Origin of the sequence: Rhodococcus sp. NBC_00294 (assembly GCF_036163995.1) — a bacterium.
Lineage (GTDB): Bacteria > Actinomycetota > Actinomycetes > Mycobacteriales > Mycobacteriaceae > Rhodococcoides.
Window position 1 is genome coordinate 3,858,465 of the sequence record NZ_CP108043.1, and the last position, 20,797, is coordinate 3,879,261.

The 20,797-nt window shown below is 69.9% G+C and carries 23 protein-coding genes; 7 read left to right on the forward strand and 16 right to left on the reverse strand.

Annotated features, from left to right (window positions below; genetic code table 11):
• Window positions 1-54: 54 nt before the first annotated feature.
• The 3 genes from OHB23_RS17965 to OHB23_RS17975 are packed head-to-tail and all read left to right on the forward strand — an operon-like array spanning window position 55 to window position 2,839.
• A complete protein-coding gene (locus OHB23_RS17965) occupies window positions 55-573 on the forward strand; it encodes a PH domain-containing protein (RefSeq protein ID WP_307109058.1) in 519 nt (172 codons plus the stop codon).
• Complete coding sequence (locus OHB23_RS17970; protein ID WP_056447421.1) at window positions 570-2,084, forward strand: PH domain-containing protein; 1,515 nt, start codon at window positions 570-572, stop codon at window positions 2,082-2,084. Before OHB23_RS17965 ends, OHB23_RS17970 begins: the two co-directional genes overlap by 4 nt.
• Window positions 2,081-2,839, forward strand: a complete 759-nt coding sequence (locus OHB23_RS17975) for a uracil-DNA glycosylase (protein WP_328810060.1) — start codon at window positions 2,081-2,083, stop codon at window positions 2,837-2,839. Before OHB23_RS17970 ends, OHB23_RS17975 begins: the two co-directional genes overlap by 4 nt.
• Here OHB23_RS17975 and OHB23_RS17980 read toward each other — a convergent pair.
• From OHB23_RS17980 to typA, 5 genes are all read right to left on the reverse strand, one after another.
• Complete coding sequence (locus OHB23_RS17980) at window positions 2,812-3,213, reverse strand: hypothetical protein (protein WP_027503883.1); 402 nt, start codon at window positions 3,211-3,213, stop codon at window positions 2,812-2,814. The genes OHB23_RS17975 and OHB23_RS17980 overlap by 28 nt on opposite strands.
• A 28-nt stretch (window positions 3,214-3,241) precedes the next feature.
• Window positions 3,242-3,394, reverse strand: a complete 153-nt coding sequence (locus tag OHB23_RS17985; protein WP_162246780.1) for a glycoside hydrolase family 6 protein — start codon at window positions 3,392-3,394, stop codon at window positions 3,242-3,244.
• A gap of 129 nt (window positions 3,395-3,523) precedes the next feature.
• The gene (mshB, locus tag OHB23_RS17990) at window positions 3,524-4,387 is read right to left on the reverse strand and encodes an N-acetyl-1-D-myo-inositol-2-amino-2-deoxy-alpha-D-glucopyranoside deacetylase (protein ID WP_328810062.1); all 864 of its coding nucleotides are present in this window, start codon (window positions 4,385-4,387) and stop codon (window positions 3,524-3,526) included.
• 14 nt (window positions 4,388-4,401) lie between these two features.
• The gene (locus tag OHB23_RS17995) at window positions 4,402-6,156 is read right to left on the reverse strand and encodes an ABC transporter family substrate-binding protein (protein ID WP_328810063.1); all 1,755 of its coding nucleotides are present in this window, start codon (window positions 6,154-6,156) and stop codon (window positions 4,402-4,404) included.
• A 2-nt stretch (window positions 6,157-6,158) separates the two neighbouring features.
• Entirely contained in the window at window positions 6,159-8,090 is a 1,932-nt protein-coding gene (gene typA / locus OHB23_RS18000; protein ID WP_037183854.1) for a translational GTPase TypA, read from the reverse strand.
• 178 nt (window positions 8,091-8,268) lie between these two features.
• On the opposite strand from typA, the gene OHB23_RS18005 reads away from it, so the two are divergent.
• Window positions 8,269-8,439, forward strand: coding sequence for a hypothetical protein (locus OHB23_RS18005; RefSeq protein WP_204866762.1), 171 nt, complete (start codon window positions 8,269-8,271; stop codon window positions 8,437-8,439).
• On the opposite strand, the gene OHB23_RS18010 is transcribed toward OHB23_RS18005, so the two are convergent.
• On the reverse strand, window positions 8,440-8,832 hold the full coding sequence (locus tag OHB23_RS18010; protein ID WP_269320087.1) for a (deoxy)nucleoside triphosphate pyrophosphohydrolase: 393 nt from the start codon (window positions 8,830-8,832) through the stop codon (window positions 8,440-8,442). It abuts the gene before it with no gap.
• Between the two features lie 9 nt (window positions 8,833-8,841).
• Between OHB23_RS18010 and OHB23_RS18015 the strand changes: the two genes are divergently transcribed.
• Window positions 8,842-9,126, forward strand: coding sequence for a 4a-hydroxytetrahydrobiopterin dehydratase (locus tag OHB23_RS18015; RefSeq protein ID WP_222638174.1), 285 nt, complete (start codon window positions 8,842-8,844; stop codon window positions 9,124-9,126).
• Here OHB23_RS18015 and OHB23_RS18020 read toward each other — a convergent pair.
• Window positions 9,074-10,303, reverse strand: a complete 1,230-nt coding sequence (locus tag OHB23_RS18020; protein ID WP_051612927.1) for a mannosyltransferase — start codon at window positions 10,301-10,303, stop codon at window positions 9,074-9,076. The two genes, OHB23_RS18015 and OHB23_RS18020, sit on opposite strands and share 53 nt — an antisense overlap.
• A gap of 350 nt (window positions 10,304-10,653) precedes the next feature.
• Between OHB23_RS18020 and OHB23_RS18025 the strand changes: the two genes are divergently transcribed.
• On the forward strand, window positions 10,654-11,421 hold the full coding sequence (locus OHB23_RS18025) for an Rv1157c family protein (RefSeq protein WP_328810064.1): 768 nt from the start codon (window positions 10,654-10,656) through the stop codon (window positions 11,419-11,421).
• A 158-nt stretch (window positions 11,422-11,579) separates the two neighbouring features.
• On the opposite strand, the gene OHB23_RS18030 is transcribed toward OHB23_RS18025, so the two are convergent.
• From OHB23_RS18030 to OHB23_RS18065, 8 genes are all read right to left on the reverse strand, one after another.
• Window positions 11,580-12,317, reverse strand: coding sequence for a DUF1906 domain-containing protein (locus OHB23_RS18030; protein ID WP_222627421.1), 738 nt, complete (start codon window positions 12,315-12,317; stop codon window positions 11,580-11,582).
• 140 nt (window positions 12,318-12,457) lie between these two features.
• Window positions 12,458-13,231: a site-2 protease family protein gene (locus OHB23_RS18035; protein ID WP_027503891.1), complete on the reverse strand. Its 774-nt coding sequence runs from the start codon at window positions 13,229-13,231 to the stop codon at window positions 12,458-12,460.
• Window positions 13,232-13,249: 18 nt separating this feature from the next.
• Window positions 13,250-14,584, reverse strand: coding sequence for a WS/DGAT domain-containing protein (locus tag OHB23_RS18040; RefSeq protein ID WP_328810065.1), 1,335 nt, complete (start codon window positions 14,582-14,584; stop codon window positions 13,250-13,252).
• Window position 14,585: 1 nt separating this feature from the next.
• Entirely contained in the window at window positions 14,586-15,065 is a 480-nt protein-coding gene (locus tag OHB23_RS18045) for an SRPBCC family protein (RefSeq protein ID WP_222638179.1), read from the reverse strand.
• Window positions 15,066-15,088: 23 nt separating this feature from the next.
• The gene (locus OHB23_RS18050; protein WP_027503894.1) at window positions 15,089-15,454 is read right to left on the reverse strand and encodes a VOC family protein; all 366 of its coding nucleotides are present in this window, start codon (window positions 15,452-15,454) and stop codon (window positions 15,089-15,091) included.
• Window positions 15,455-15,463: 9 nt separating this feature from the next.
• Window positions 15,464-16,078: a class I SAM-dependent methyltransferase gene (locus OHB23_RS18055; RefSeq protein ID WP_328810066.1), complete on the reverse strand. Its 615-nt coding sequence runs from the start codon at window positions 16,076-16,078 to the stop codon at window positions 15,464-15,466.
• Complete coding sequence (locus OHB23_RS18060) at window positions 16,075-16,365, reverse strand: hypothetical protein (RefSeq protein ID WP_328810067.1); 291 nt, start codon at window positions 16,363-16,365, stop codon at window positions 16,075-16,077. Before OHB23_RS18060 ends, OHB23_RS18055 begins: the two co-directional genes overlap by 4 nt.
• 10 nt (window positions 16,366-16,375) lie before the next feature.
• Complete coding sequence (locus OHB23_RS18065) at window positions 16,376-17,614, reverse strand: acyl-CoA dehydrogenase family protein (RefSeq protein ID WP_308115383.1); 1,239 nt, start codon at window positions 17,612-17,614, stop codon at window positions 16,376-16,378.
• A 108-nt stretch (window positions 17,615-17,722) separates the two neighbouring features.
• On the opposite strand from OHB23_RS18065, the gene OHB23_RS18070 reads away from it, so the two are divergent.
• Window positions 17,723-18,889 carry a lipase family protein gene (locus OHB23_RS18070; protein ID WP_082544616.1) on the forward strand — a complete coding sequence of 389 codons (1,167 nt, stop codon included), beginning with the start codon at window positions 17,723-17,725 and terminating at the stop codon, window positions 18,887-18,889.
• Here the strand turns inward: OHB23_RS18070 and OHB23_RS18075 are convergent.
• Window positions 18,886-20,796 carry an alpha-amylase family protein gene (locus OHB23_RS18075; protein WP_328810068.1) on the reverse strand — a complete coding sequence of 637 codons (1,911 nt, stop codon included), beginning with the start codon at window positions 20,794-20,796 and terminating at the stop codon, window positions 18,886-18,888. The genes OHB23_RS18070 and OHB23_RS18075 overlap by 4 nt on opposite strands.
• Window position 20,797: the final 1 nt, after the last annotated feature.

Sequence of the window (20,797 nt, forward strand, 5' to 3'; positions counted from 1 at the left end):
CGTTCGATCATGCGCCCTCCGGCCGGAGGCGTGCCACAGCAGGGGTGATGCGACGTGTCCGACAACAGTCCCGGTGTGGTCCTCACCGATCCCGCGCATCGCCCCGATCCGCGGGCGAAGATTCTGTGGGCCGTAGCAGCCGCCCTGCTGTGGCTCCCGGTGGTCGTCGCCGTGATCGTGTGGGCCGTGGTGCTCGCGGTGAACGTCGAGCGCCCGTCCTGGACGCCCGTGGTGGCCGCTGCCGTCGCCGTGGCGGTCCTCGCGGGAGCGCACGTGACCATCGCGCCGCAGTGGCGCTATCGGGTGCACCGCTGGGAACTGAGCGACACCGCCGTCCACACGCGCACCGGCTGGGTGACTCAGGAACGGCGCATCGCTCCCCTGTCCCGAGTGCAGACCGTCGACACCGAGCGCGGGCCGCTCGACCGGGCACTCGGACTGGCCACCGTGACGGTGACGACCGCGTCCTCCGCGGGAGCTCTGGAGATCGCGGGGCTCGACCTCGCGACCGCCGATCGCACCGTCGCCGCCATCACCGCGGCGGCCGCACGCTCACGAGGCGACGCCACGTGACGCAGGACGCCGGCCTGCGCGTCGACGAGTTGCCGTGGCTGCGACTCGACAAGCGCATGCTCCTGATCCACCCGGTCACCGAGCTGGTCCGCCTGCTGCCGGTGCTCCTGGTGTCCCTCGTCCTCGGATCGCAGAGCGGCACGCACGTCTGGGGCCTGATCGTCGTGGTCCTGCTCGTGGGCGCGGCGATCCTGCGCTGGTTCACCACCGGGTACCGCATCGGCTCGGACGACGTCCAGCTGCGCCGCGGGCTCTTCCAGAAGAAGGTGCTCTCCATTCCGCGTGGTCGAATCCGCAGTGTGGACGTGCGAGCCGGGCCGCTGCACCGACTGCTGGGACTGTCGATCCTCACCGTGGGCACCGGTCAGCAGAAGTCGGACAAGGCCGACTCGTTCGAGCTGAACGCCCTCGCCTCGAACCTGGTCCCCGCCCTGCGTGAGGAGTTGCTGGCGGGCACCGGCCGGACGGTGGGAGTGGATCCGGTCGCAGTGACCGAACCCGCCGTGACGCCCGAACGTGAGATCGCCCACTTCCGCACCGGCTGGGTTCGATTCGCCCCCTTCACGGCCACGGGCATCGTCGTCGTCGGTGCGGGATTCGGGCTCGTGTTCCAGTCCGGGTTCGCCGGTGACATCGCCTCTTCGCCGGCCCTCGACGACACCTATCAGGCCGTTCTGCGCCTCGGCATCGTGGTCGCGGTGGTCGTCGCCGCGGCCCTGCTGCTCGTCGTGTCGAGCATCGTCTCCGTGGTGCGCTACCTGGTCGTCTACGGCAACCTCTCCGTGACCGACGACGGCACCAGGCTCCGCGTCGGCCACGGACTGCTGTCGACGCGGCACACGACGCTGGACCGCGACCGCCTCCGCGGCGCGACGCTGCGTCGACCGCTGGTCCTGCGGTGGGCGCGCGGAGCACGCCTGGATGCCGTCATGACCGGGGTGTCCGCTTCGGAGAAGGAGTCGTCGCTGCTCCTGCCACCCGCTCCCCTGCCGGCCGCCCGCCACACGATGGACGACGTGCTGGCGGGTCTGCCGGAGAGCGCGCCGGCCACGGTGACACTGCAGAAGCACGGACCGGCGGCTTTGCGGCGCAGGCTCACCCGCGCCGTCGGGCCGGTCCTGCTGGTCGCTGTCGCACTCCTCGTGGTCCGGTCGACCGGCCGGGACGTCCCGATCGCCGCGTGGATCGGCGTCGCGCTCCTCGTGGTGGCCGCCGTCGCCCTGGCGCTCGATCGGTACGCCGCCCTGGGCCACCGTGCCCACCCGGGAGTTCTGATCACCGAGCACGGCAGCCTCGACCGGCGACGCGTCGTCCTCGACACCGACGGCGTGGTCGCCTGGGGTGTCCGGCAGACCTTCTTCCAGCGACGGGCCGGTGTCGCGACCATCGTCGCCGCCACCGCGGCCGGCACGGGCCGCTACACGGTCCTCGACGTACCCGCCGACCACGCGTGGTCGATCGTCGAGAGCGCTCAGCCCGGTGCCGGCGACGTGTGGGTCGAGCGCCCGTGACACCCGCCTCCGGTACACCCCGGAGCATCCCCGAACTCGATGTGGCGGTGTCGGAGTGCCGCACGTGTCCGCGCCTGGTGGAGTGGCGTGAGCTGGTGGCGCGCGAGAAGCGTGCCGCGTTCCGTGACGAGACCTACTGGGGCCGACCGGTTCCGGGTTTCGGCCCCGTGGACGCTCGGCTGCTGATCGTCGGCCTGGCGCCGGCGGCTCACGGCGCGAATCGCACCGGGCGGATGTTCACGGGCGACCGCAGCGGCGACGTTCTCTACGCGGCCATGCACGCCGTCGGCCTCGCCACGCAGCCCACGGCGACCCACATCGCCGACGGCCTCGAGTTGATCGGCACGCGCATCACGTCGCCGGTGCACTGCGCTCCCCCGGCCAACAAGCCGACACCGGAGGAGCGCGACCGGTGCCGTCACTGGTTGGAGACGGAACTGCACATCCTGGCGCCGACCGTTCGGGCAGTGATGGTCCTGGGCGGATTCGGCTGGCAGGCACTGCTTCCGGTCCTCGACGGCGCGGGGTGGACGATCCCCCGACCGCGCCCGAAGTTCGGCCACGGTGCGCACGTCGTGCTGACGTCACCCGAGAAGGAGTTGCCGGACCTGCATCTGTTCGGATGCTTCCACGTCAGCCAGCAGAACACCTTCACCGGACGGCTCACGCCGGCCATGGTGGAGCAGGTGCTCGCCGCGGCGGCCGACGCCGCCGGAATCGACAGGAGTCAGCCGCGTCCGAGTTCGGCGAACTGACCCATGCGCAACGCGAACAGTTGCACCACAGCGGGAAGCAACCCGCCTGCCACGAGGACCAGGGTGCGCCAGTCGGCCACGACGAGCACGTCTCCACCCGGTCCCCCCAGCATGGCCAGCACGAGACCCACGAAGAATCCCGCGACCGGGAGAGCGGCGCGGGAGACGTTGTGCGTCACCGAGAACGCGACCCGCACGAGGATCACGTTGACGATGCCGGCGAGGACACCACTGACGGGGAACGGAGTGCTTCCGAGATACAGCGGGAGGAACAGCACTGCGGTCACGGCGCACAGGAACCCGTCGAGCACCAATGCGCCGACGATCGACGCCTTGATGCCGGACACCACGCCCTCCCCGGCGTGGCCCGTCATCGCGCCGATCCTGTCGGCGCCGTGAACGTCAGCGAGGAGGGAACCCGATCGACGTGAGGTAGTTGCTCACGAACGTCGCGAAGCCGCCCACGGAGTTCAGGTAGATCTCGCGCTGCAGATCGGCTGTGGGTCGCAGGGAATCCACGAACGCCACGATGGCGTACTGAAGATCGAAATTCATGGGAAGAGCTCCTTCGAGTCGAAGTCACCGGGTACGTCCGACCCCGTCCGGTGATGCCGCTCACAGCATAACCCGGCACCGAGCCCGGTTCGGACCCGCACACCGTCCCCGGGCAGACACTGGGGGCCGTCACACGATCCCCGCGAACAGGTCGGTCTCGCGCCCCGACGAGTCGACCGGTCCGAGATCGCCGCGGACGAGGATGTACTGCTCGTCCTCGAGGACTGGCTGCGCGATGTCGTTCGACAGGGCGTAGACCCGACCGGACTCCGCGACGGTGACCTGAGTTCGGTGCGCGCGCAACGCGAGTCGTTTGAGATCGAGCACCGGGCGGACGTCGACGGACGTGGTGATCGTGTCGTCGGGCACGCTCGGCAGCTCGCCCTCGACAGGCATGCGCCACTGCTGGGGGACGTCGCCGAGGTCGCTCAGGCCTGCGGTCAACTGATGCAGACCGGTGACCGTCCAGTACATCTTGTCCACCGACCAGGCCGGCCCCGTCTCGGCGAACCGGGCAGGGTCCTCCGCCGCCTCGACGGCCAGTCCAGCCAGCCGGTGCACCTGCATGTGGTCCGGGTGGCCGTAGCCGCCCTCGGGGTCGTAGGCCACGAGGACCTGCGGGCGAACGTCACGGATGACCTCGACCATCGCGCCGACGGCCTCGTCCGGGTCGGCGTTGACGAAGGCACGCGGATGACGGGCCGCGGGGGTTCCGGCCATGCCGGAGTCGCGCCAACGCCCGGCACCGCCGAGAAACCGCGGCGGCCGGCATCCGAGCGACTCGAGCGCCACGGTCAGCTCGTGGATGCGGTAGCCGCCCAACTGATCCGCGCGATCCGCGACCAGTCCGGCCCACGTCTCCCCGATCACCTCACCCTCCTCGCCGAGCGAGCAGGTCAGGACCGTCACGTCCACGCCCGCCTGCACGGCGCGGGCGATGGTGCCGCCGGTGGTGATGGTCTCGTCGTCGGGGTGCGCATGGACGACAAGCATCCGGGGCCGCTCCGTCACGGCGTCACCCGCATCCAGTCGTCCGCGTCCCCGAAGACACCGAGTTCGACGGGCCCCGCGAGCGTCGCGCCGCTCACGCCGGGACCGACGGCGACGACGGAACTGTCCTGCGCGATGGGGAGCACGGTGTGCAGGTTCCACAGCTGCGGCTGCGCCGCGATGACGGCCTCGGTCGGGTTCACGTCGCCTCTCAGGCTCTGGTCCATCACCGGCTCGAGCGACGGATCGCAGACTCCGGACAGGTTGCTCGCCGCCACCGGTTCGGCGTCGGAATCGGGTGCCGTCGTCGTCGACGTCGCGAGATCGGTTGCTGCACATCCGTAGCGCGACGACCAGGCGGTGGCCACATCGGTACCCACGTGGCTCCACCCGACGACGGCGTCGACCGTGCCCTCGAGCAGCGCGGTGCCGTACAACTCCTCCGGATCGGTGGGAGCGACGCTGGCGTCGACGCCCGCGTCGCGGAGTTGATCGGCGGCCGTGTTGGCCACCGCGACCGCGACCGCGTCGTTCTCGGGAGCGCCGATCACGACGGTCAGCGCGCGCGTGGTACCCGGCACCGGCGTCGTCGTCGCGGTGGGTTGGCCCGAGGTGGGAGCCAGGGCCGGCGGCAGCGGCACCGGAACGAATCCCGCGTCGGCGAGCAGCTGCAGTGCCTCGTCCCGCGGGAGAGTCTGCGGAGCCGTGGGGACGTAGCCGGGCTGGGACGGCGAGAGAACCTGCGCGCGAACGGTGTTCGCGGCCGTGCCGGTACCCGACGCGACGGTGGACAGCAAGTCCACGTCCAGCAGACCCATGACGCCGCGGCGCACGTCGGCGTCCGCGAGTTCCGGCACCCGGCCGTTCAACGTCAGTTCGAGGGTCCGCGAACGGAACCGGGTGTCCGTACGGACGTTGGGGATGGCGCCCAGTTGCGCCAGTGTCGCCGAACCGCCACGCACCTCGGCGATCTGGGCGTCACCGGAGCGCATCGAGTCGGCGAGCTGGGCGTCGCTGCCCCCGCGTCGGAGGAGGATCTGATCGGGCGTGGAGGGTGACCCCCAGTAGCGGTCGTTGCGCTCGAGCAGGATCTCGTCGCGGCCACGATCGATCGACTCGATGCGGAAGTGTCCGCCGGAGACGGACACGTTGTCGCGCAGTCCGCGCTCGAAGCCGCCCAGCGAGTCCTTGAGCAGATGGGAGGGCAGCAGATTCTCGAAGAGCTCGCGCCACGCGGGATACGGCGTCGCCATCGTGACGGTGACGGTCTTGCCGCCGTCCGTGGACGCGATGTCGTCGATCGCCTCGTAGCCTGCGGGATCCACCACGCCGGGCGCGTCGATCATCTGTTGCCACAGGTAGCGGAAGTCCTCGGCCGCGATGGGCGCACCGTCCGACCACTGCGACTCGTTGCGCAGCCGGTAGGTGATGGTGAACGGGGCCTGTGACGTCACCTCGGCCGAGAGCACCAGCGACGCGTCGGGCAGCCACTCGACTCCTGTCCCCACCGACGCGGGGCGGAAGGGGCTGGGGAACACCAGCGTGGACACCGCGGTGTTCGCGGGCGACTGGTCGGCCAGCAGGTGCGGGTTGAATCCCGTACCGACGTCGTCGATGGCCACCACGACCGGATTACCCGTGGCCGCCGGCGCTGCGGGAGGCGTTGTCGTGGCCGTCTCGGTGCTCTGGATCGGCGGCGGCGGATCGGCCGTGCACGCGGACAGCGCGAGCAGGGCAGCGGCCAGCGCCGCACCCACCCGCGCCACCGACATGATTACAGAGCAGCCTTGTCACGCGACTTGCTGCGCGAACGCTCACGCGCACGCTCGTTCGAGTCGAGGTGCACCTTGCGCACGCGGACGACCTCCGGCGTGACCTCGACGCACTCGTCGCCGGCACAGAACTCCATCGCCATCTCGAGGTCGAGCTTCTTCGGCTTGGCGAGGGTCTCCATCACGTCGGCGGAGGACTGACGCATGTTGGTCAGCTTCTTCTCGCGGGTGACGTTGATGTCGAGGTCCTCCTGGCGGGGGTTGATGCCCACGACCATGCCCTCGTAGGTGTCCGCACCGGGCTCGACGAAGAACGTGCCGCGGTCGGCCAGCTGGATCATGGCGAACGGGGTGACGCTGCCCTGACGGTCCGAGACGAGCGAGCCGGTGTGGCGCGCGCGGATCTCGCCGGCCCACGGTGCGTAACCGTGGAAGACGGCGTTGGCGATGCCGGTGCCGCGCGTGTCGGTGAGGAAGTCCGTACGGAAGCCGATGAGACCGCGCGAGGGGACGATGAACTCCATACGAACCCAGCCTGCGCCGTGGTTCGTCATCTGGACCATCTTGCCCTTACGGGCGGCGAGCAGCTGCGTGACGCCGCCGAGGTACTCCTCGGGAGTGTCGATGGTGAGCTCCTCGAAGGGCTCGTGCAGCTTGCCGTCGACCTGGCGGGTGACCACCTGCGGCTTGCCGACGGTGAGCTCGAAGCCTTCGCGGCGCATCTGCTCGACCAGAATGGCGAGCGCGAGCTCGCCACGACCCTGGACCTCCCACGCATCGGGGCGACCGATGTCGAGGACCTTGAGCGAGACGTTGCCGATGAGCTCCTGGTCCAGACGCGACTTGACCATGCGGGCGGTCAGCTTGTGGCCGCTCACGCGTCCCACCAGGGGGCTCGTGTTGGTACCGATGGTCACCGAGATGGCCGGCTGATCGACGGTGATGCGCGGCAGGGCGACCGGGTTCTCGAGGTCGGCCAGCGTGTCACCGATCATGATGTCCGGGAAGCCGGCGACGGCGACGATGTCACCGGCGACACCCTTCTGACCGGGAACGCGCTCGACACCGATGGTGGTGAGCAACTCGGTGATCTTGGCCTTCTGGACGACGGGCTCGCCGTCGACCTCGCGCATCCAGCTCACGGTCTGACCCTTGTTGAGCTCACCGTTGTGAATGCGGACCAGGGCGAGACGGCCCAGGAAGGCGGAGGCGTCGAGGTTGGTGACGTGAGCCTGCAGCGGCGCCTCGACGTTGCCCTTCGGTGCCGGGATGTAGCTGAGCAGGATCTCGAACAGCTCGTCGAGGTTCTCCGCGTCGGGAGCGTGTCCGTTCTCCGGCTGCTTCGTCGACGCCTTGCCCTCACGGCCGGAGGCGTACAGGACGGGGAGGTCGAGGGCCAGCTCGGCAGCCTCGGAGGCCTCGTCGTCGAGGTCCGACGCCAGGTCGAGGAGCAGGTCGTGGCTCTCGGAGACGACCTCCTCGATGCGCGCGTCGGGACGGTCGGTCTTGTTGACCACGAGAATGACGGGCAGCGACGCGGCGAGCGCCTTGCGGAGCACGAAGCGCGTCTGCGGCAGCGGGCCCTCGGAGGCGTCGACGAGCAGCACGACACCGTCGACCATGGACAGGCCGCGCTCGACCTCGCCACCGAAGTCGGCGTGGCCGGGGGTGTCGATCACGTTGATGACGGTGGTGCTGCCGTCGGCGTTGCGCTTGTGCACGGCCGTGTTCTTGGCCAGGATCGTGATGCCCTTCTCCTTCTCCAGGTCACCCGAGTCCATCACGCGGTCGATGGCCTCGGCGCGTTCCTCGAAGGCACCGGACTGGCGCAGCATCGCGTCGACGAGCGTGGTCTTGCCGTGGTCGACGTGCGCGACGATGGCGACGTTGCGGAAGGTGGTGGGTACGGTCTGACTGGCGGTGGGGCTGGTCACGCGTGAAATCTCCTGGGTCGAATGCGGGGTGAAGAGCGAGCGGCTTCCTCTCCCAGAGAGCGCGCTGCGTCGCCGACGAGAAGCGCGACCGGATCAGTTTACTCGGTCGGCTCGGGTGACGGCGGTCACGCAGGCCGGGACGGTCGGCACGGGCTCCACCTCAGGGTACCCTCACCCGATGTCCTCGGCATCGAAGGTCGCTCGCGGCAAGGCCAAGAAGAAGTGCTGCCGCAGCAAGACTCGCTGTCTGACGTGTCCGGTGGTGATCATGCGGATGAAGAAACTGGAACAAGCAGGTGTCACGGGCAAGGACCTGAAGAAGGGTCTGAAGAAGGCCCGCGCGGCCTGACTACAGCAGCGCCGCGAGATCCGGCAGCCACGCGGCGTCCGCCGGCACCAGATCGACTCCGTGCAGATCCGCCGCGTCGACCCAGCGGAGGGCTTCGTGCTCGAGCGCCGTCGCCGTCCCGGAGAACCGTGTGACCGCGTAGGCGCGCAGTGTCAGCGACGCCGAGAGTGCGACGTCGACACCGACGGGCTCGCCGACGGTCACCTCGATACCCAGTTCCTCGCGCAGTTCCCGGACCAGTGCGTCCTCGGGGGTCTCGCCGGGGTCGACCTTGCCGCCGGGCAGTTCCCAGAGTCCCGCCAGTTCCGGTGGGAAGGCGCGACGCGCGAGCAGCAGGCGCCCGTTCTCGACGAGGGCGCCCGCGACCACCAGCGCGGGCTCGGGAACTGGCACCATCGCAGTATGGCCGACTTGCTGAACGACACGGAGATCGACGACGCACTCACCCGCCTGACCGACTGGCAGCGAGACGGGGACACCCTGGTCCGCACCGTCGAGTCGGCGAGCTTCCTCGAGGCGATCGACCTCGTCCGGCGCGTCGCGGAGGAGGCAGAATCGGCGGACCATCATCCGGACATCGACATCCGATGGCGGTCGGTGACCTACCGGCTGTCGACGCACTCCGCGGGTGGACTCACCGGGAAGGACGTCCTGCTCGCGGCCGCGATCGACCGCCTGGCGAGGTGACGCGGCGGCCCACCACCGCGATCCAGACGAACAGTGCCAGGGTGCCGACGGCGTAGACCGATCCCGCCAGAGCGAGTGGCCACGGGCGGGAGATGTCCCAAATGGACGGTTGTTCGAAGCTGAGGATCCACGGCACGCCGATCAGGGTGACCACGAGCCAGTACCCCGCGAGCACGCGCGCTCCCGGCGCACCCGACAACGGACCGTGCATCAGCCAGATCGACATGGGCACCACCCAGACCCAGTGGTGGGACCAGGAGATCGGCGAGATCATCAGGCCCACGAACGAGACGACGACGAGCGTCCCCAGGCGATCGTCGCGTGCCAGCGTCCGCCAGGCCAGGAATGCCGCGGCCAGCACCACGGCCGCCGCGACCAGCCACACCGGCCCCTGGCCGACGTCCTGCCCGGCCACGCGTGACAGCGCTCCGCGCAGGGACTGGTTCCACACCGAGCCGACGGGACCGATCCGGTCCGCGTCGCCCAGCAGGGTGGTGAAGTACGTCGTCGCGGCGGACCCCACCAGCAGGAAGCTGATCGCGACCGTCGCCGCGAAGGCGACGGCGGAGAACGCGGCGGCCGCCCACCGACGCTGCGCCAGGAAATAGAGGCCGGTGATGGCGGGGGTGAGCTTGACGCCTGCCGCGACGCCGACCAGGGCACCCGACAGCCACCAGCGGGCGCTGCGGGCCGCGAGCATCGCCAGCAGAACCAGGAACACGTTGACCTGGCCGTAGTCCAGGGTGGTGCGCATCGACTCGGTCCACAGGCCCACCGTCGTCCAGAGCAACGCCGCCCGGTGTCCGGACCAGAGGCCCGACCCGACCATGCCCTGTGCGAGTCGGACCACCGCGTACAGCGCGGCGATCGTGGCGATCATCCAGGCAGCGCCCACCACCGGGAACGGCAGGAAATGCAGCGGATAGAACACGAGCGCGGCGAACGGTGGGTACGTGAAGGGCAGGGGGAAGTCGGGAGTCTCCTCCGAGTAGGTGAAGTCGTAGAGGTCGCCGCTGAACAGGCGGGCCGAACCGTCGACGTACACGTGGAGATCGACCCAGTTGCTGCCGTTGGGGGTGGCGACGGTCCACACCACACGCAGGATCAGCGAGATCACGAACAGGGCCGGTGCTGCTGCCAGCAACGTGCGCCCGGCCGATCGCCGTACTTCACTCACGAGTGTTCTTCCGATCGACGGGGGTCGCAGCCAGAGCGCAGCCTATCCGCACCGTGCGACGTGACTCTTCTGCACCACGGAGCCGCCGCGTTGTCACGCGACACGGCTCACAGCAGTAACGATCGCATCACTGTTCACTCTGACAACACCAGACACTCTATTAACAGACTACCGTTCGAATCGGAGCGAGCGACACGGGTCGATCGACCGGTGAGCTGCTGTACAACCGTCACTCCGTGTACATAGAGTGACCCCGCGCCCGACTGCCTCGCACGGCGGTGACGGGCAGATAGTGCATCGTGGGTCGCCTCGGATCGGTTCGAGGCGGCCGGAGGAGAAACGGGGACATCATGCGGGACATCGGGACAACGGGAACGCGCGTCGCAGCGCGACGTGTTCTGGGCGGAGTGGCCGTCGCCGCCGCCTGCGCCTTCGTCGCACCCGCTGCGGCAGGCGCGGCACCCGCCCCCGTCCTGCCGCTGCCCGCCGAGGTTCCGGTGGTGCCGGGCTACGAGGCACTGGCCGCCCTGGCCCCCACCCTGCTCGACGCCGCGGAGCGCGACGCAGCGTCGCCGCAGAGCGATCTGCTGGTGCGCGCGAAGGCGCTGCTGGCCACGGCCCCGCTGTCGGACCAGGCGAAGCGCATCCTCACCAGCATCATCACGTTCCTCGACGGCAGCGGTGGTGGCGGCCCCGAGATCCCCGAGAACGGCCCGGACATCTCGCAGTTCTTCTACCCCACCGTCGGCAAGGGCTGCATCTCGGCCACGGCCGACTCCGTCGCGAGCGCGCTCGCGGTACCCGGCCCGGCACAGTTGCCGCCTCCCGGACCCGCAGCCGGTCAGGCCGGCTTCGTCTTCACGGCACTCGGCACCGCACCGCTCGCCGACGTCCAGGTAGCGCCGCTGACGGCGAACTGGGTCAACGTCGACACGGGTCGCACCGGAGCGACCGTGCTCACGGGTGCCGCGGGGATCAACCCCGACGGCCCGGCCACGCTCTCGGCACTCGCGGACACCGGGACCGGTCGCGTCCTGGCCGCCGTCTCCGGGTCGATCAGCACCGAGGCCGGCATCACGTGCAGCTTCCTGCCGACCATCGGCGCCTTCGTCGTCTGACGATCGGGACGAGACCGGCGTTCAGGAACCGAACGCGGTCGAGATCTGGGTGTAGATCGCTCCGGCGATCGCGTACAGGTAGTCGATGAACTCCATGGTAGTGCCTCTCCGTAGGTGTGACTGCTGTGACAGGTGTGTCGTGCGAGGTCGCCGCCGCGTTACGCGGACAGGCTCCACTGCCCGTAGTCCTCGCGCAGCACGGTGTTGACGTCCACACCCACTCCGTCGATCGCTCGCTTGTCGATCTCGATCTGATGCAGGTGGGCAGCCGGGTTCACGTAGCCCTTCGGCGTCCCCCAGTTGTGCTGCCAGTACCAGGCACCGAGTCCCGCTGCCGCCGCGAGGTCGATGGTCGGCGAGTTGGCGTACACGCCCGTGTTCTCGGCCCCGACCACCGACTGCCAGCCGAGCAGGTACGGCGCGATCATCGCGGCGAACTCGACCGCGGTCGGGTTGTCGTCGATCGACGCGTAGATGGGCCGGTCCGCCGGTCCGCCTGCCTCCGTGTGCAATTCGAGGCCGCGCGTCGCGTGCTTCACGCCGGCGGCGAATCCGCCACGCCAGTCGGCCGTCGCCCCCTTGCCGAACTGGTAGCACGACACCACCTGGAGACCGGCCGCGGTGAGCTCGTCCGCCTCGGCGGCGGTCATCGGCTTGCCCGTCATCCAGGCGGCACCGGGTCGACGGTCCGAGACGTAGCGGATGGCGCCCAGATGGCCGGCGGCGGCGATGGCAGAGGCAGACGGCACTCCCCCGGCGTAGTCGACGATCGTGCCCAACGCTGCGGGTGCTGCGGGCGCGGCAGAGGCGACGCCGCGAGCGGCGACACCGGTGACCCCGACCGCGACGGAACCGGCGGCGGCATAGCGGAACAATTGACGACGCGACACGTGCACTGGGGTCTACCTCTCGATTCGCCCGGCGCGCCTTCCTCGACATGACGGCCCGGGCTGGTAACTTCTCACGATTTCCGGCGCTATTGCACCACAGACCTCAGGGACCCCGCTAGTCCCGTGAGTCCCCTCGTCCCCAGCGATCAGTACCACTGCGTCCAGAACCGCGTGAGCACGCCGCCGCTCTGGGCCCACCCCGCGGGGACGCCGGACAGCTCGTACAGGGAGTACACCGCGTCGAAGAAGACGCGGTTGACCTGCGGCACGAACAGCAGGGCCACCACGATGAGAACCCCGTAGGGCCCGATCTGCGCGAACGACCGCCGCGCCCCGGGCGACAGATACGGCTCGATCGCGCCGAAACCGTCCAGGCCCGGCATCGGGATCAGGTTCAGCACCACGGCGACCACCTGCAGGAAGGCGAGGAAGCTCATGCCGAACCAGAAGGAGGCGTGCTCGCTGCCCGGTGCCCACACCGCGACGATCGCCAGAAGGATCACCGCGAGAACGAGATTGGCGAACGGGCCGGCCAGGGACACCGTCGTCCGCTGCCGCCTGGTCATACCGCTGGTGTTCAGCCACACGGCGCCGCCCGGCAGACCGATCCCGCCCAGCGCGACGAAGATCAGCGGCAGCACGATCGACAGACCGGGCACCGTGTACTTCAGGGGGTTCAGCGTGAGATAGCCGCGCGCGGCGGTGTCGTGATCACCGAAGCGCCAGGCCGTCACCGCGTGGGCGAACTCGTGGAGACACAGGGACACCACCCATCCACCGATGACGAGGACGAAGACACCGGCGTACGACAGGACGTCGCCCGGCCTGGTCGAGTTCCAGGCCAGAACACCGCCGATCACGGCGACGGCGACGACCGCGAGGAAGACGGGGCTGGGTCGTACCGACGTGGACAGTGCCATGTCAGCAGCGTAGGCGGGTCACCTGAGCGCTTCCCGCACTCGATCGACGGCCTCCCGCAGGCAGTCGGTGTACGCGTCGGCGTCCATGACGTCGTCGCTCGTCACGATCGAGAGGGTCACCACGTCGCCGATGCCGTGCACTCCGTGCGTGACGCCGACCGTCGGCGAGAGGGCCGGGAACCCGGCGCTCAGCACGACGGGCCGACCGCTCAGCGTGAGGTCGGCGACGCCTCGATTCACACTGGAGACCACCGTGTGACCCGCCACCGTCGTCGGCGCCACCGACAGGTCGGCGCGGTCGACGTCGCGCCGGACGATCACCGCGGGAACGGTCTCCGTCGCACGATCGCCGACCCCGAACGCGGGGTGTTCCAGCCGTCTTCGCCGATCTCGCAGGGAGTCGTCGATCGCCCGCGCCCGCGCGCGGAGATCCTGCACGGACGGGTGCAGATCCACCCCCGCGTTGTGAAAAGCATTGGCAGCAGCGGTGGTTCGACTCTCCCCCGGTATGGCGATCATGACCTCGGCCCCGAGGTCGTCCGGAACCGGCTCGCCCAGGGACGCGAGATGCCGACTCATCGCGTCCGACACCACGACGAGCGCGGCCACGGTGACACTGACGGTGTCGGTGCGGAGGTCCGACGCCGGGCACACCACGCACCGGATGCGGGTGGTCCCGCCTGCCGGGCGGGACAGCAGCGTCGGTGCTCGGGGAAGCGGCGGGCCGGGGATGACGCCGGCCACAGTGTCGGCCGTGCGCCGACGATCGGCCACCACCGCCTCACGTGCCCGACGCACCATGCCGATCACCCGCGCGGGAAGCTCGACGGCACCACGCGCGACCGCGAGGGGCGCCGGCACCACCACCGTGCGCACCGCCGCTGACAGCTCGTCCGACAGCAACGCGCGAGCCAGCGCCGACACCCGCCCGCCGTCCCCGAGAGCGTGCGCGATCTGCAGGACGAGCACCGTCGCCGACCCCGTCGTGCCGGGCACCCCGTGGACGCACGGGTACAGATGCACGCGCCACGGCTCGCGGCGCGGCTCGACCTGATCCCCGAAGGTCTCCGCCACCCGGTCGAGGCAGTACTGCCACGTCCCGCCGGCGTGGACGCGGACCCGGTCGCGGGTCACCTCCGTGGGCACCCAGTAGGGGTAGTCGGCCGTCCACCGCGTCTCGCGCAGACGGACCGACAGCCCGCCCACCGCACGCGCCCGACGCACGAGTGCCGTGGCGACGGCGTCCGGGTCGTCGAGCACACCGTCGAACGCGTAGACCAGGAACTGGTCGCTCGGCAGGCGCCGCGACAGCCAGTACATGCGGGCGTCGGTGGCCGTGAGTCGACCGGTCACGTCAACGGTCCTGCTGCTCCGCCTGCAACTTCAGCGCGGCGAGTCCCTTCTCGAAGTCCCTGCCGATGAACCTGTCCATCGGCACGATCCTGCCGACGAGACGCGCGACGAGGTTCTGCTGTCCCGTCATTCGCCACGTCACCTCGGTGCCGCTTCCTGCCGGCGACAGCAGGAAGACAGTCACGTTCGTGGCCTTGAACGGTTTCGTGAACAGCAGATCGAGCACGACACGATCGTCCGTCGAATCCACGATGGTCATCGACCCGGCACCGGCCTTGCGATTACCCGACCAGGCGTAGGACGCCCCGACCCCGGACTCCGAGCCGCTGTAGGTGCGGGACAGATCGGGGTCGCTGCCCTCCCACGGCGACCAGGACGTCCACCGGTGCAGATCGTCGAGGAAACCGTGCACGGTCGACGCCGGAGCGTCGACGAGGACGGAACGTTCGATCACGAACTCGTGGACCCTGTCGGTGGTCATGGGGTGATGGTAGGGCGCAGCAGTCAGTCGCGCCTGCACAGGCAGAAGAGGTGACCGACGGGATCCTGCAACACGCGGAAACCCGGGTGTTCGCCGTCGTCGTCCAGCACGCGGGCACCCTGCTCCACAGCGAAGGCCTGCGCCGCCTCCATGTCGTCGACCACGAGATCGAGGTGGATGCGGATGCCCTCCCGAGGCCAGTACAGCGGGACGAAGTCGGGCGCCTTCTGGAAGGCCAGACGCGAGCCGCCGGTGCCCTCGATCACGGTCCAGTCGGGATCGTCCTGCACCACCTTCCACCCCAGCAGAGCGGTGTAGAAACGCCCGAGCGCCACCGGATCGGGACAGTCGAGAACCGTGTAGTCCATGTCGATCGTGGGTCGTGTCATGTCCGAATTCTAGCCAGGCGTGCCGATGCCCGAGAGACTTCCCGCTTGTCGGTACCCGGTCAGGACAACCCATTCCGCACCCTCGCGCCACGGTGCCACCGACCAGGTGGAGAAGCGCTGCACGGCCGTGAAGCCGGCGTCCCGGACGTCTCGTTCGGCCCGGTCGGCGGTGTACTCGCGGTCCGTCGCGAACCCCAGGATCACCACCCCGCCCGGGACCACCGCGTCGTACCAGCGCCGGAGCACCGTCGACTCGGTGCCCGGGGCGAGGAAGACCATGACGTTGCCGGCGGCCACGATCGCGTCGAACGACTGCGGCTCCAGATCCATGGTCGCCAGGTCGCCCTCCACCACCGTGATGCCGTGCTGTCGACGCGCCTCCGCGACCAGGACCGAGTCGAGATCCACGGCGGTCACCGTGTGTCCGCGCCGCGCGAGTTCTGCGCCCAGTCGTCCGGTTCCGCATCCTGCGTCGAGGACACGCGCGGCTCGGGGCAGCACGGCGTCGACGAAGCGGGCCTCCCCGTGCATGTCCGCGCCCGACGCCTCCAGTTCCCGGAAGCGGGCGACGTAGGCGTGCGAGTCCTCGGCACTGCGCTCGGCCGACCACCGGGTAGCGGTCACCGGTCGAGGTAGAAGCGCGCGGTCTCGGTCGCCACGTCGGACACCGCGGACGCCAGCCCGGGCTCGAGATTCAGGGCTTCGGCGAGTTCGCTGCCACGCAGCCCCTGCGAGCGCAGCAGGTCCCAGGCCTTCTCCACCAGCCGTACCGACGTCGCGTGATCGAGTTCCGGCCGGTTCGATCGCAGGGCCGTCGCCGCCCAGTCCGCGTCGAACGTGCCGTTGGGCGGACCGAACACCCGCTCCCCCGTGGAGTAGGGCTTCGGGTCGGTGCCACCGGCGTGTGTCATGCCCGTGACGCTATCCCCTGCCCGTAGCGGGCGCCGCGATGCTCGTCTTGTTCCCCGCCGACCACGCGTAGGGCAGGTCCTCGCCGTTGAGCATGTGAGCACCCACCGAGCGCAATTTGTAGAGCACCGGGTTGTGCACGGAGATGGTGCGCGCGTTGCGCCAGTGCCGATCGAGGGCGAGGGTCTCCGACACGATCGATGCTCCGCCGACCTCGAACAACTGCGTCGTCGCGTCCAGCACGAGGTCGACGACCACGGCCTGGGCGTGCGACGTGCTCAATTCGGCCCGGTCGAGCGATGCGTCGTCGCCCACCTCGACGGCGCGCTCGACGTCTGCGGCCGCCGACAGAACCAGGGCGCGGGAGGACCAGGCGGCAGCTTCGAGCCGCCCGATGAGCTGCTGCACCACCGGATCGTGTCGCGGCAGGTCGGCGGCGGCGTGGGTGTAGCTGCGGGTGCGGGCGCGGACCCACGCGGTGACGTCGTCGGCGGCGCGGCGCGCGATGCCGGCCAGGACCGCGAGCTGGACCAGCTGCAGGTACGACGTCGCGTACGTGCGTCCGGGTGCGCCGTACCCCGGTCCGAGCAGGCGCGACTCGTCGACGGCGACGTCGGTGAACGTGGTGGTGCCGCTGACGGTGAGCCGCTGCCCGAAGCCGTCCCAGTCGTCACGCTGCACGACGCCGGGAGCGTCCGAGTCGACGAGCACGGACACCCGCTCGCCGTCGAGGTCGGCAGCGACCAGGATGTGGTCGGAGTAGAGACTGCCCGTGCTGTAGAACTTCTCGCCGTTCAGACGCAGACCGTCCGGGCCGCGCGTGACCGTCGTGCGGTAGTGGTCCACCGCCCCGACACCCGGCTCGGTGATCGCGTTGCCGACGAGTGTGCCGTCGGCGATCGCCCGCAGCCACGCGTCGCGATCGGGTCCCGGTTCTGCCGCCACCTGGTCCTCGACGAAGCTCCAGTGCACGCGCAGCGCCTGCGGCAGATTCGACTCGGCGGCCGCGAGATCGACCAGCAGCGAGAACAACTGCGTCACCGAGGCGCCGGAGCCACCGTGCTCGACCGGCACGCGCAGTGCGCCGAAGCCGGCCTCGCGCAGCAGCGCGATCTCGTCATGGGCGAGCCGTCTGTCCTTCTCGCGGGCCACCGCGCCCTCGGCGATGCGGTCGAAGACGGGTCGGAAGCGGGCGCGGAGGGCCTCGTCGGTCGCCGGGCCGTCGGTCACTCGGTCGTGTGTCGTCGTCACGGGAGACGAGACTGCTCGTCGGCGCCGTCGGCCGACACCGTTGGACTCGAGGAGATTCTTGCCACGCCCGCTGCCCGAGGCAGTACGGTGACCCGAACGGGGGGAACCATGGCGCTGTCGCGCAGCATGAATCGACTGATCGCGGGGCGGATCACACCGGAGATGGCGGCGGATCCGCACGCCGCCATCCTGCCGACCCCCATCGCCGACGACTCCTTCTTCGACACGCCTGATCACGACCTGTCACCGGGTGTCCTCGTGCGCCACCGCGATGCGACGGGATGGTTCCCGCGACCACGAACCCGCCTGCGCCAGTTCATGGTCGGCTCCACCGACGCTCTCGGTCGTTCGGTGCCCGTCACCGCCACGCTGATGGAACCGAGGAGGCCGTGGCGCGGGTCGGGTACCCGGCCCGTGGTCGTGCACAACGTCGCGATCGACTCGCTCGGCACCCGGTCGACACCGTCGTATCGCATCGTCCACGGCGTCGGCCAGGACTTCCCCACGGTGGTTCCGCTCTGGCTTCAGCGCGGGTACGCGGTGCTGATCCCGGACCATCAGGGACCGCGTATGGCCTACGCCGAGGGGACCATGGCAGGGCACGCCGTGCTCGACAGCATCCGCGGACTCGTCGCGCTCGACCCGTCCTACGCGACGAGCCCGACCGCCCTCTACGGCTACAGCGGCGGTGCCATCGCGACGGCCTGGGCCGCGCAACTGCACCCCTCCTACGCGCCCGAGCTCGTCCTGCGCGGCGCCGTGGCCGGAGGATCACCGGTCGACGTCGGCTTGCTGCGCGGGACCATGAACGGCACTCTCGGAGCCGGCCTCTTCGGGGCGGCGATCATCGGCATGGCTCGCGAACACCCAGCCCTGGTCGAGCAGTTCAGCCCCACCGGCATCGTTCTCGCGTCGATGATCAAGGACCTGTCCGTCGTCCCGCTGGCCTTGTCCGGGCTGGCGCGGTTGCGACTGGAACGGCTGTCCGTGGACCCGGGCGTGTTCGAGTCCGCCACCGCGCGCGCCGTCATCGAGGCGAACACTCCGGGGGCGGACGCGCCCGTCGTACCCGTGGCGTTCTATCACGGTGCTGCGGTGCCCCGGTTCGCCGATCGGTGGATCCCTGAGCAGGGCGTCCTGAACCTGGTCGACGCGTGGCGCGGACGCGGCGCGGACGTGGAGTACCGGCCTGTGTTCGGCGACCACTTCGTGGGCGCGCTGTCCGGTCTGCCGTTCGCGATGCGGTGGATCGACGCGAGGTTCCGGGACGGCTAACCGTCCACCACCCACCAGGCGGCGTACGGCGGGAGCCAGACGGTGTCGTCGTCGACCGACCCGACGCCCGTCAGCACCTCCCGCGGAGCGACGATTCCCGAGCGGCCGAGGACGGACACCGCCACCGGGCGGTGTGTGTCGCTCACGTTGAACAGGGCGACGAGTGTGCCGCTCGGGTGCCGACGGCGGACACCCAGCACTCCGTCGTCCAGATCGCCCAGAACGTCGACCGGCGCCTCGGCATGCAGCATGGGCAGATCCGACCGCACGCGGGCGATGTGCGCGATGCCGTCGAACACCCGCTGCGCGTCGGAGCCCTGCTCGTGGCGTCGCGCCCTGTCGGCGTCGGTCACGCGCGGTCGGTGCACCCACCGGTTGTCGTCCTCGTGGCCGGGTTCCGCCGCCCAGTCGGGATCACCCGGCGAGCCGATCTCGTCCCCGCTCCACACCACGGGGATCCCGCCCCAGACCGCGACGAGGGCGTGGGCGAGGAACAGCCGGGCGAACGCGCCGTCCGGATCCCGTCGCTCCGCACCGAGGCCCGAGAGCGCCGCCGCCGTCCCGCTGATCCGACGGTCGCCGGTGTCCGGATTGTGTTGGAACACCAGACCTTCCGCCCACGACTGCGGGAACTCTCCGGAATACCAGTCGGCGAGGAAGTGTCGGTGGCCGGCGCCGGACAGACCCATCGCGGCCGCGTCGCCGTCGTCGATCGCCCATCCGATGTCGTCGTGGCACCGCACGTACGTCACCCACGTCCCGCCCGGCGGAGTCGGTGGCAGTGTCGACAGGGCGTGGCGCGCCAGCTCGGTGCTGCCCGAGGCCAGCATCGACCACACCTGGACCATGAGGCTGTTGTGGTAAGCGATGTCGGACACCCGACCGGTGTGCGATCCGGTTCCCAAGTAGGGCAACAGATCTCGTGGTCCGACGATCGCCTCGGCCTTGAACAACAGCGCAGGCGAGGCCATGCGCGCCGTCGCCCGCAGGATCTGCGTGATCGCGTGCACCTCGGGCTGATTCTGACAGTTGGTTCCCAGCCGCTTCCACAGGAAGGCGATGGCGTCGAGACGGACCACCTCGATGCCCAGGTTCGCGAGAGCGGCGACGATGTCGACGAACTCGACCAGCACCGCGGGATTGGCCCAGTTCAGATCCCACTGCCACTCGTTGAAGGTCGTCCAGACCCAGCCGTCGACGCCGTCGTCCCACGTGAAGTTCCCCGGTGCGAAGTCGGGGAACACCTCGGGCAGCGTGCGCTCGTAGGCGTCGGGCGTCGACCTGTCGGGATGGATGTGGAAGTAGTCGCGGCGGACTGCGTCGCCCTGTTGCGCCAGTTCCGCCCACTCGTGTTCGCGGGCAACGTGATTGAGGACCAGGTCGATCACGGGACTGATCCCGCGCTCGCGCAGGGTGGTGGCGAGCGCGCGGAGATCGTCGACCGTCCCCAGGTCCTCCCGCACCGTGCGGTAATCCATGACCGCGTACCCGCCGTCGTTGTCGCCCGGACGCGGCGTGAGCAGCGGCATCAGGTGCAGGTAGGTGACACCGAGATCCGTCAGGTGGTCCAGCCGATCCGCCAGACCGGACAGAGTGCCACCGAAACGGTCGACGTAACAGGCGTACCCGAACATGGTGGGCTGCTGGAACCAGTCCGGCTCCAGCAGTCGCCGCTCGTCGAGCCGGTGCAGCTCGTCGGGCCGGTCCGCGAACGCGTGTGCCGCGCGCTCGACGAGGATGCGCGCCACCGCATCGGGCTCCGCGTACAGGGCGGTGACGGCCTCGTGGAGGTCGGGCCACCAGCGCTCGACACGGAGAGTGAAGGTGTCCCGCCGGTGCGGCGGGAGCGGGGCGAGTGCCGCACCGATGATGTCGTGGATCGCGTCGGGTACGGCGGTGCGCGGCATG

What these genes read in the sequence shown, in the direction of transcription:
- OHB23_RS17980 (WP_027503883.1), bottom strand. Translation starts at nt 3,213, where the DNA reads ATGACGGGCCACGCCGGGGAGGGCGTGGTGTCCGGCATCAAGGCGTCG.
- OHB23_RS17985 (WP_162246780.1), bottom strand. Translation starts at nt 3,394, where the DNA reads ATGAATTTCGATCTTCAGTACGCCATCGTGGCGTTCGTGGATTCCCTG.
- mshB (WP_328810062.1), bottom strand. Translation starts at nt 4,387, where the DNA reads ATGCTTGTCGTCCATGCGCACCCCGACGACGAGACCATCACCACCGGC.
- OHB23_RS17995 (WP_328810063.1), bottom strand. Translation starts at nt 6,156, where the DNA reads ATGTCGGTGGCGCGGGTGGGTGCGGCGCTGGCCGCTGCCCTGCTCGCG.
- OHB23_RS18005 (WP_204866762.1), top strand. Translation starts at nt 8,269, where the DNA reads ATGTCCTCGGCATCGAAGGTCGCTCGCGGCAAGGCCAAGAAGAAGTGC.
- OHB23_RS18015 (WP_222638174.1), top strand. Translation starts at nt 8,842, where the DNA reads ATGGCCGACTTGCTGAACGACACGGAGATCGACGACGCACTCACCCGC.
- OHB23_RS18025 (WP_328810064.1), top strand. Translation starts at nt 10,654, where the DNA reads ATGCGGGACATCGGGACAACGGGAACGCGCGTCGCAGCGCGACGTGTT.
- OHB23_RS18035 (WP_027503891.1), bottom strand. Translation starts at nt 13,231, where the DNA reads ATGGCACTGTCCACGTCGGTACGACCCAGCCCCGTCTTCCTCGCGGTC.
- OHB23_RS18045 (WP_222638179.1), bottom strand. Translation starts at nt 15,065, where the DNA reads ATGACCACCGACAGGGTCCACGAGTTCGTGATCGAACGTTCCGTCCTC.
- OHB23_RS18050 (WP_027503894.1), bottom strand. Translation starts at nt 15,454, where the DNA reads ATGACACGACCCACGATCGACATGGACTACACGGTTCTCGACTGTCCC.
- OHB23_RS18060 (WP_328810067.1), bottom strand. Translation starts at nt 16,365, where the DNA reads ATGACACACGCCGGTGGCACCGACCCGAAGCCCTACTCCACGGGGGAG.
- OHB23_RS18070 (WP_082544616.1), top strand. Translation starts at nt 17,723, where the DNA reads ATGGCGCTGTCGCGCAGCATGAATCGACTGATCGCGGGGCGGATCACA.
- OHB23_RS18075 (WP_328810068.1), bottom strand. Translation starts at nt 20,796, where the DNA reads ATGCCGCGCACCGCCGTACCCGACGCGATCCACGACATCATCGGTGCG.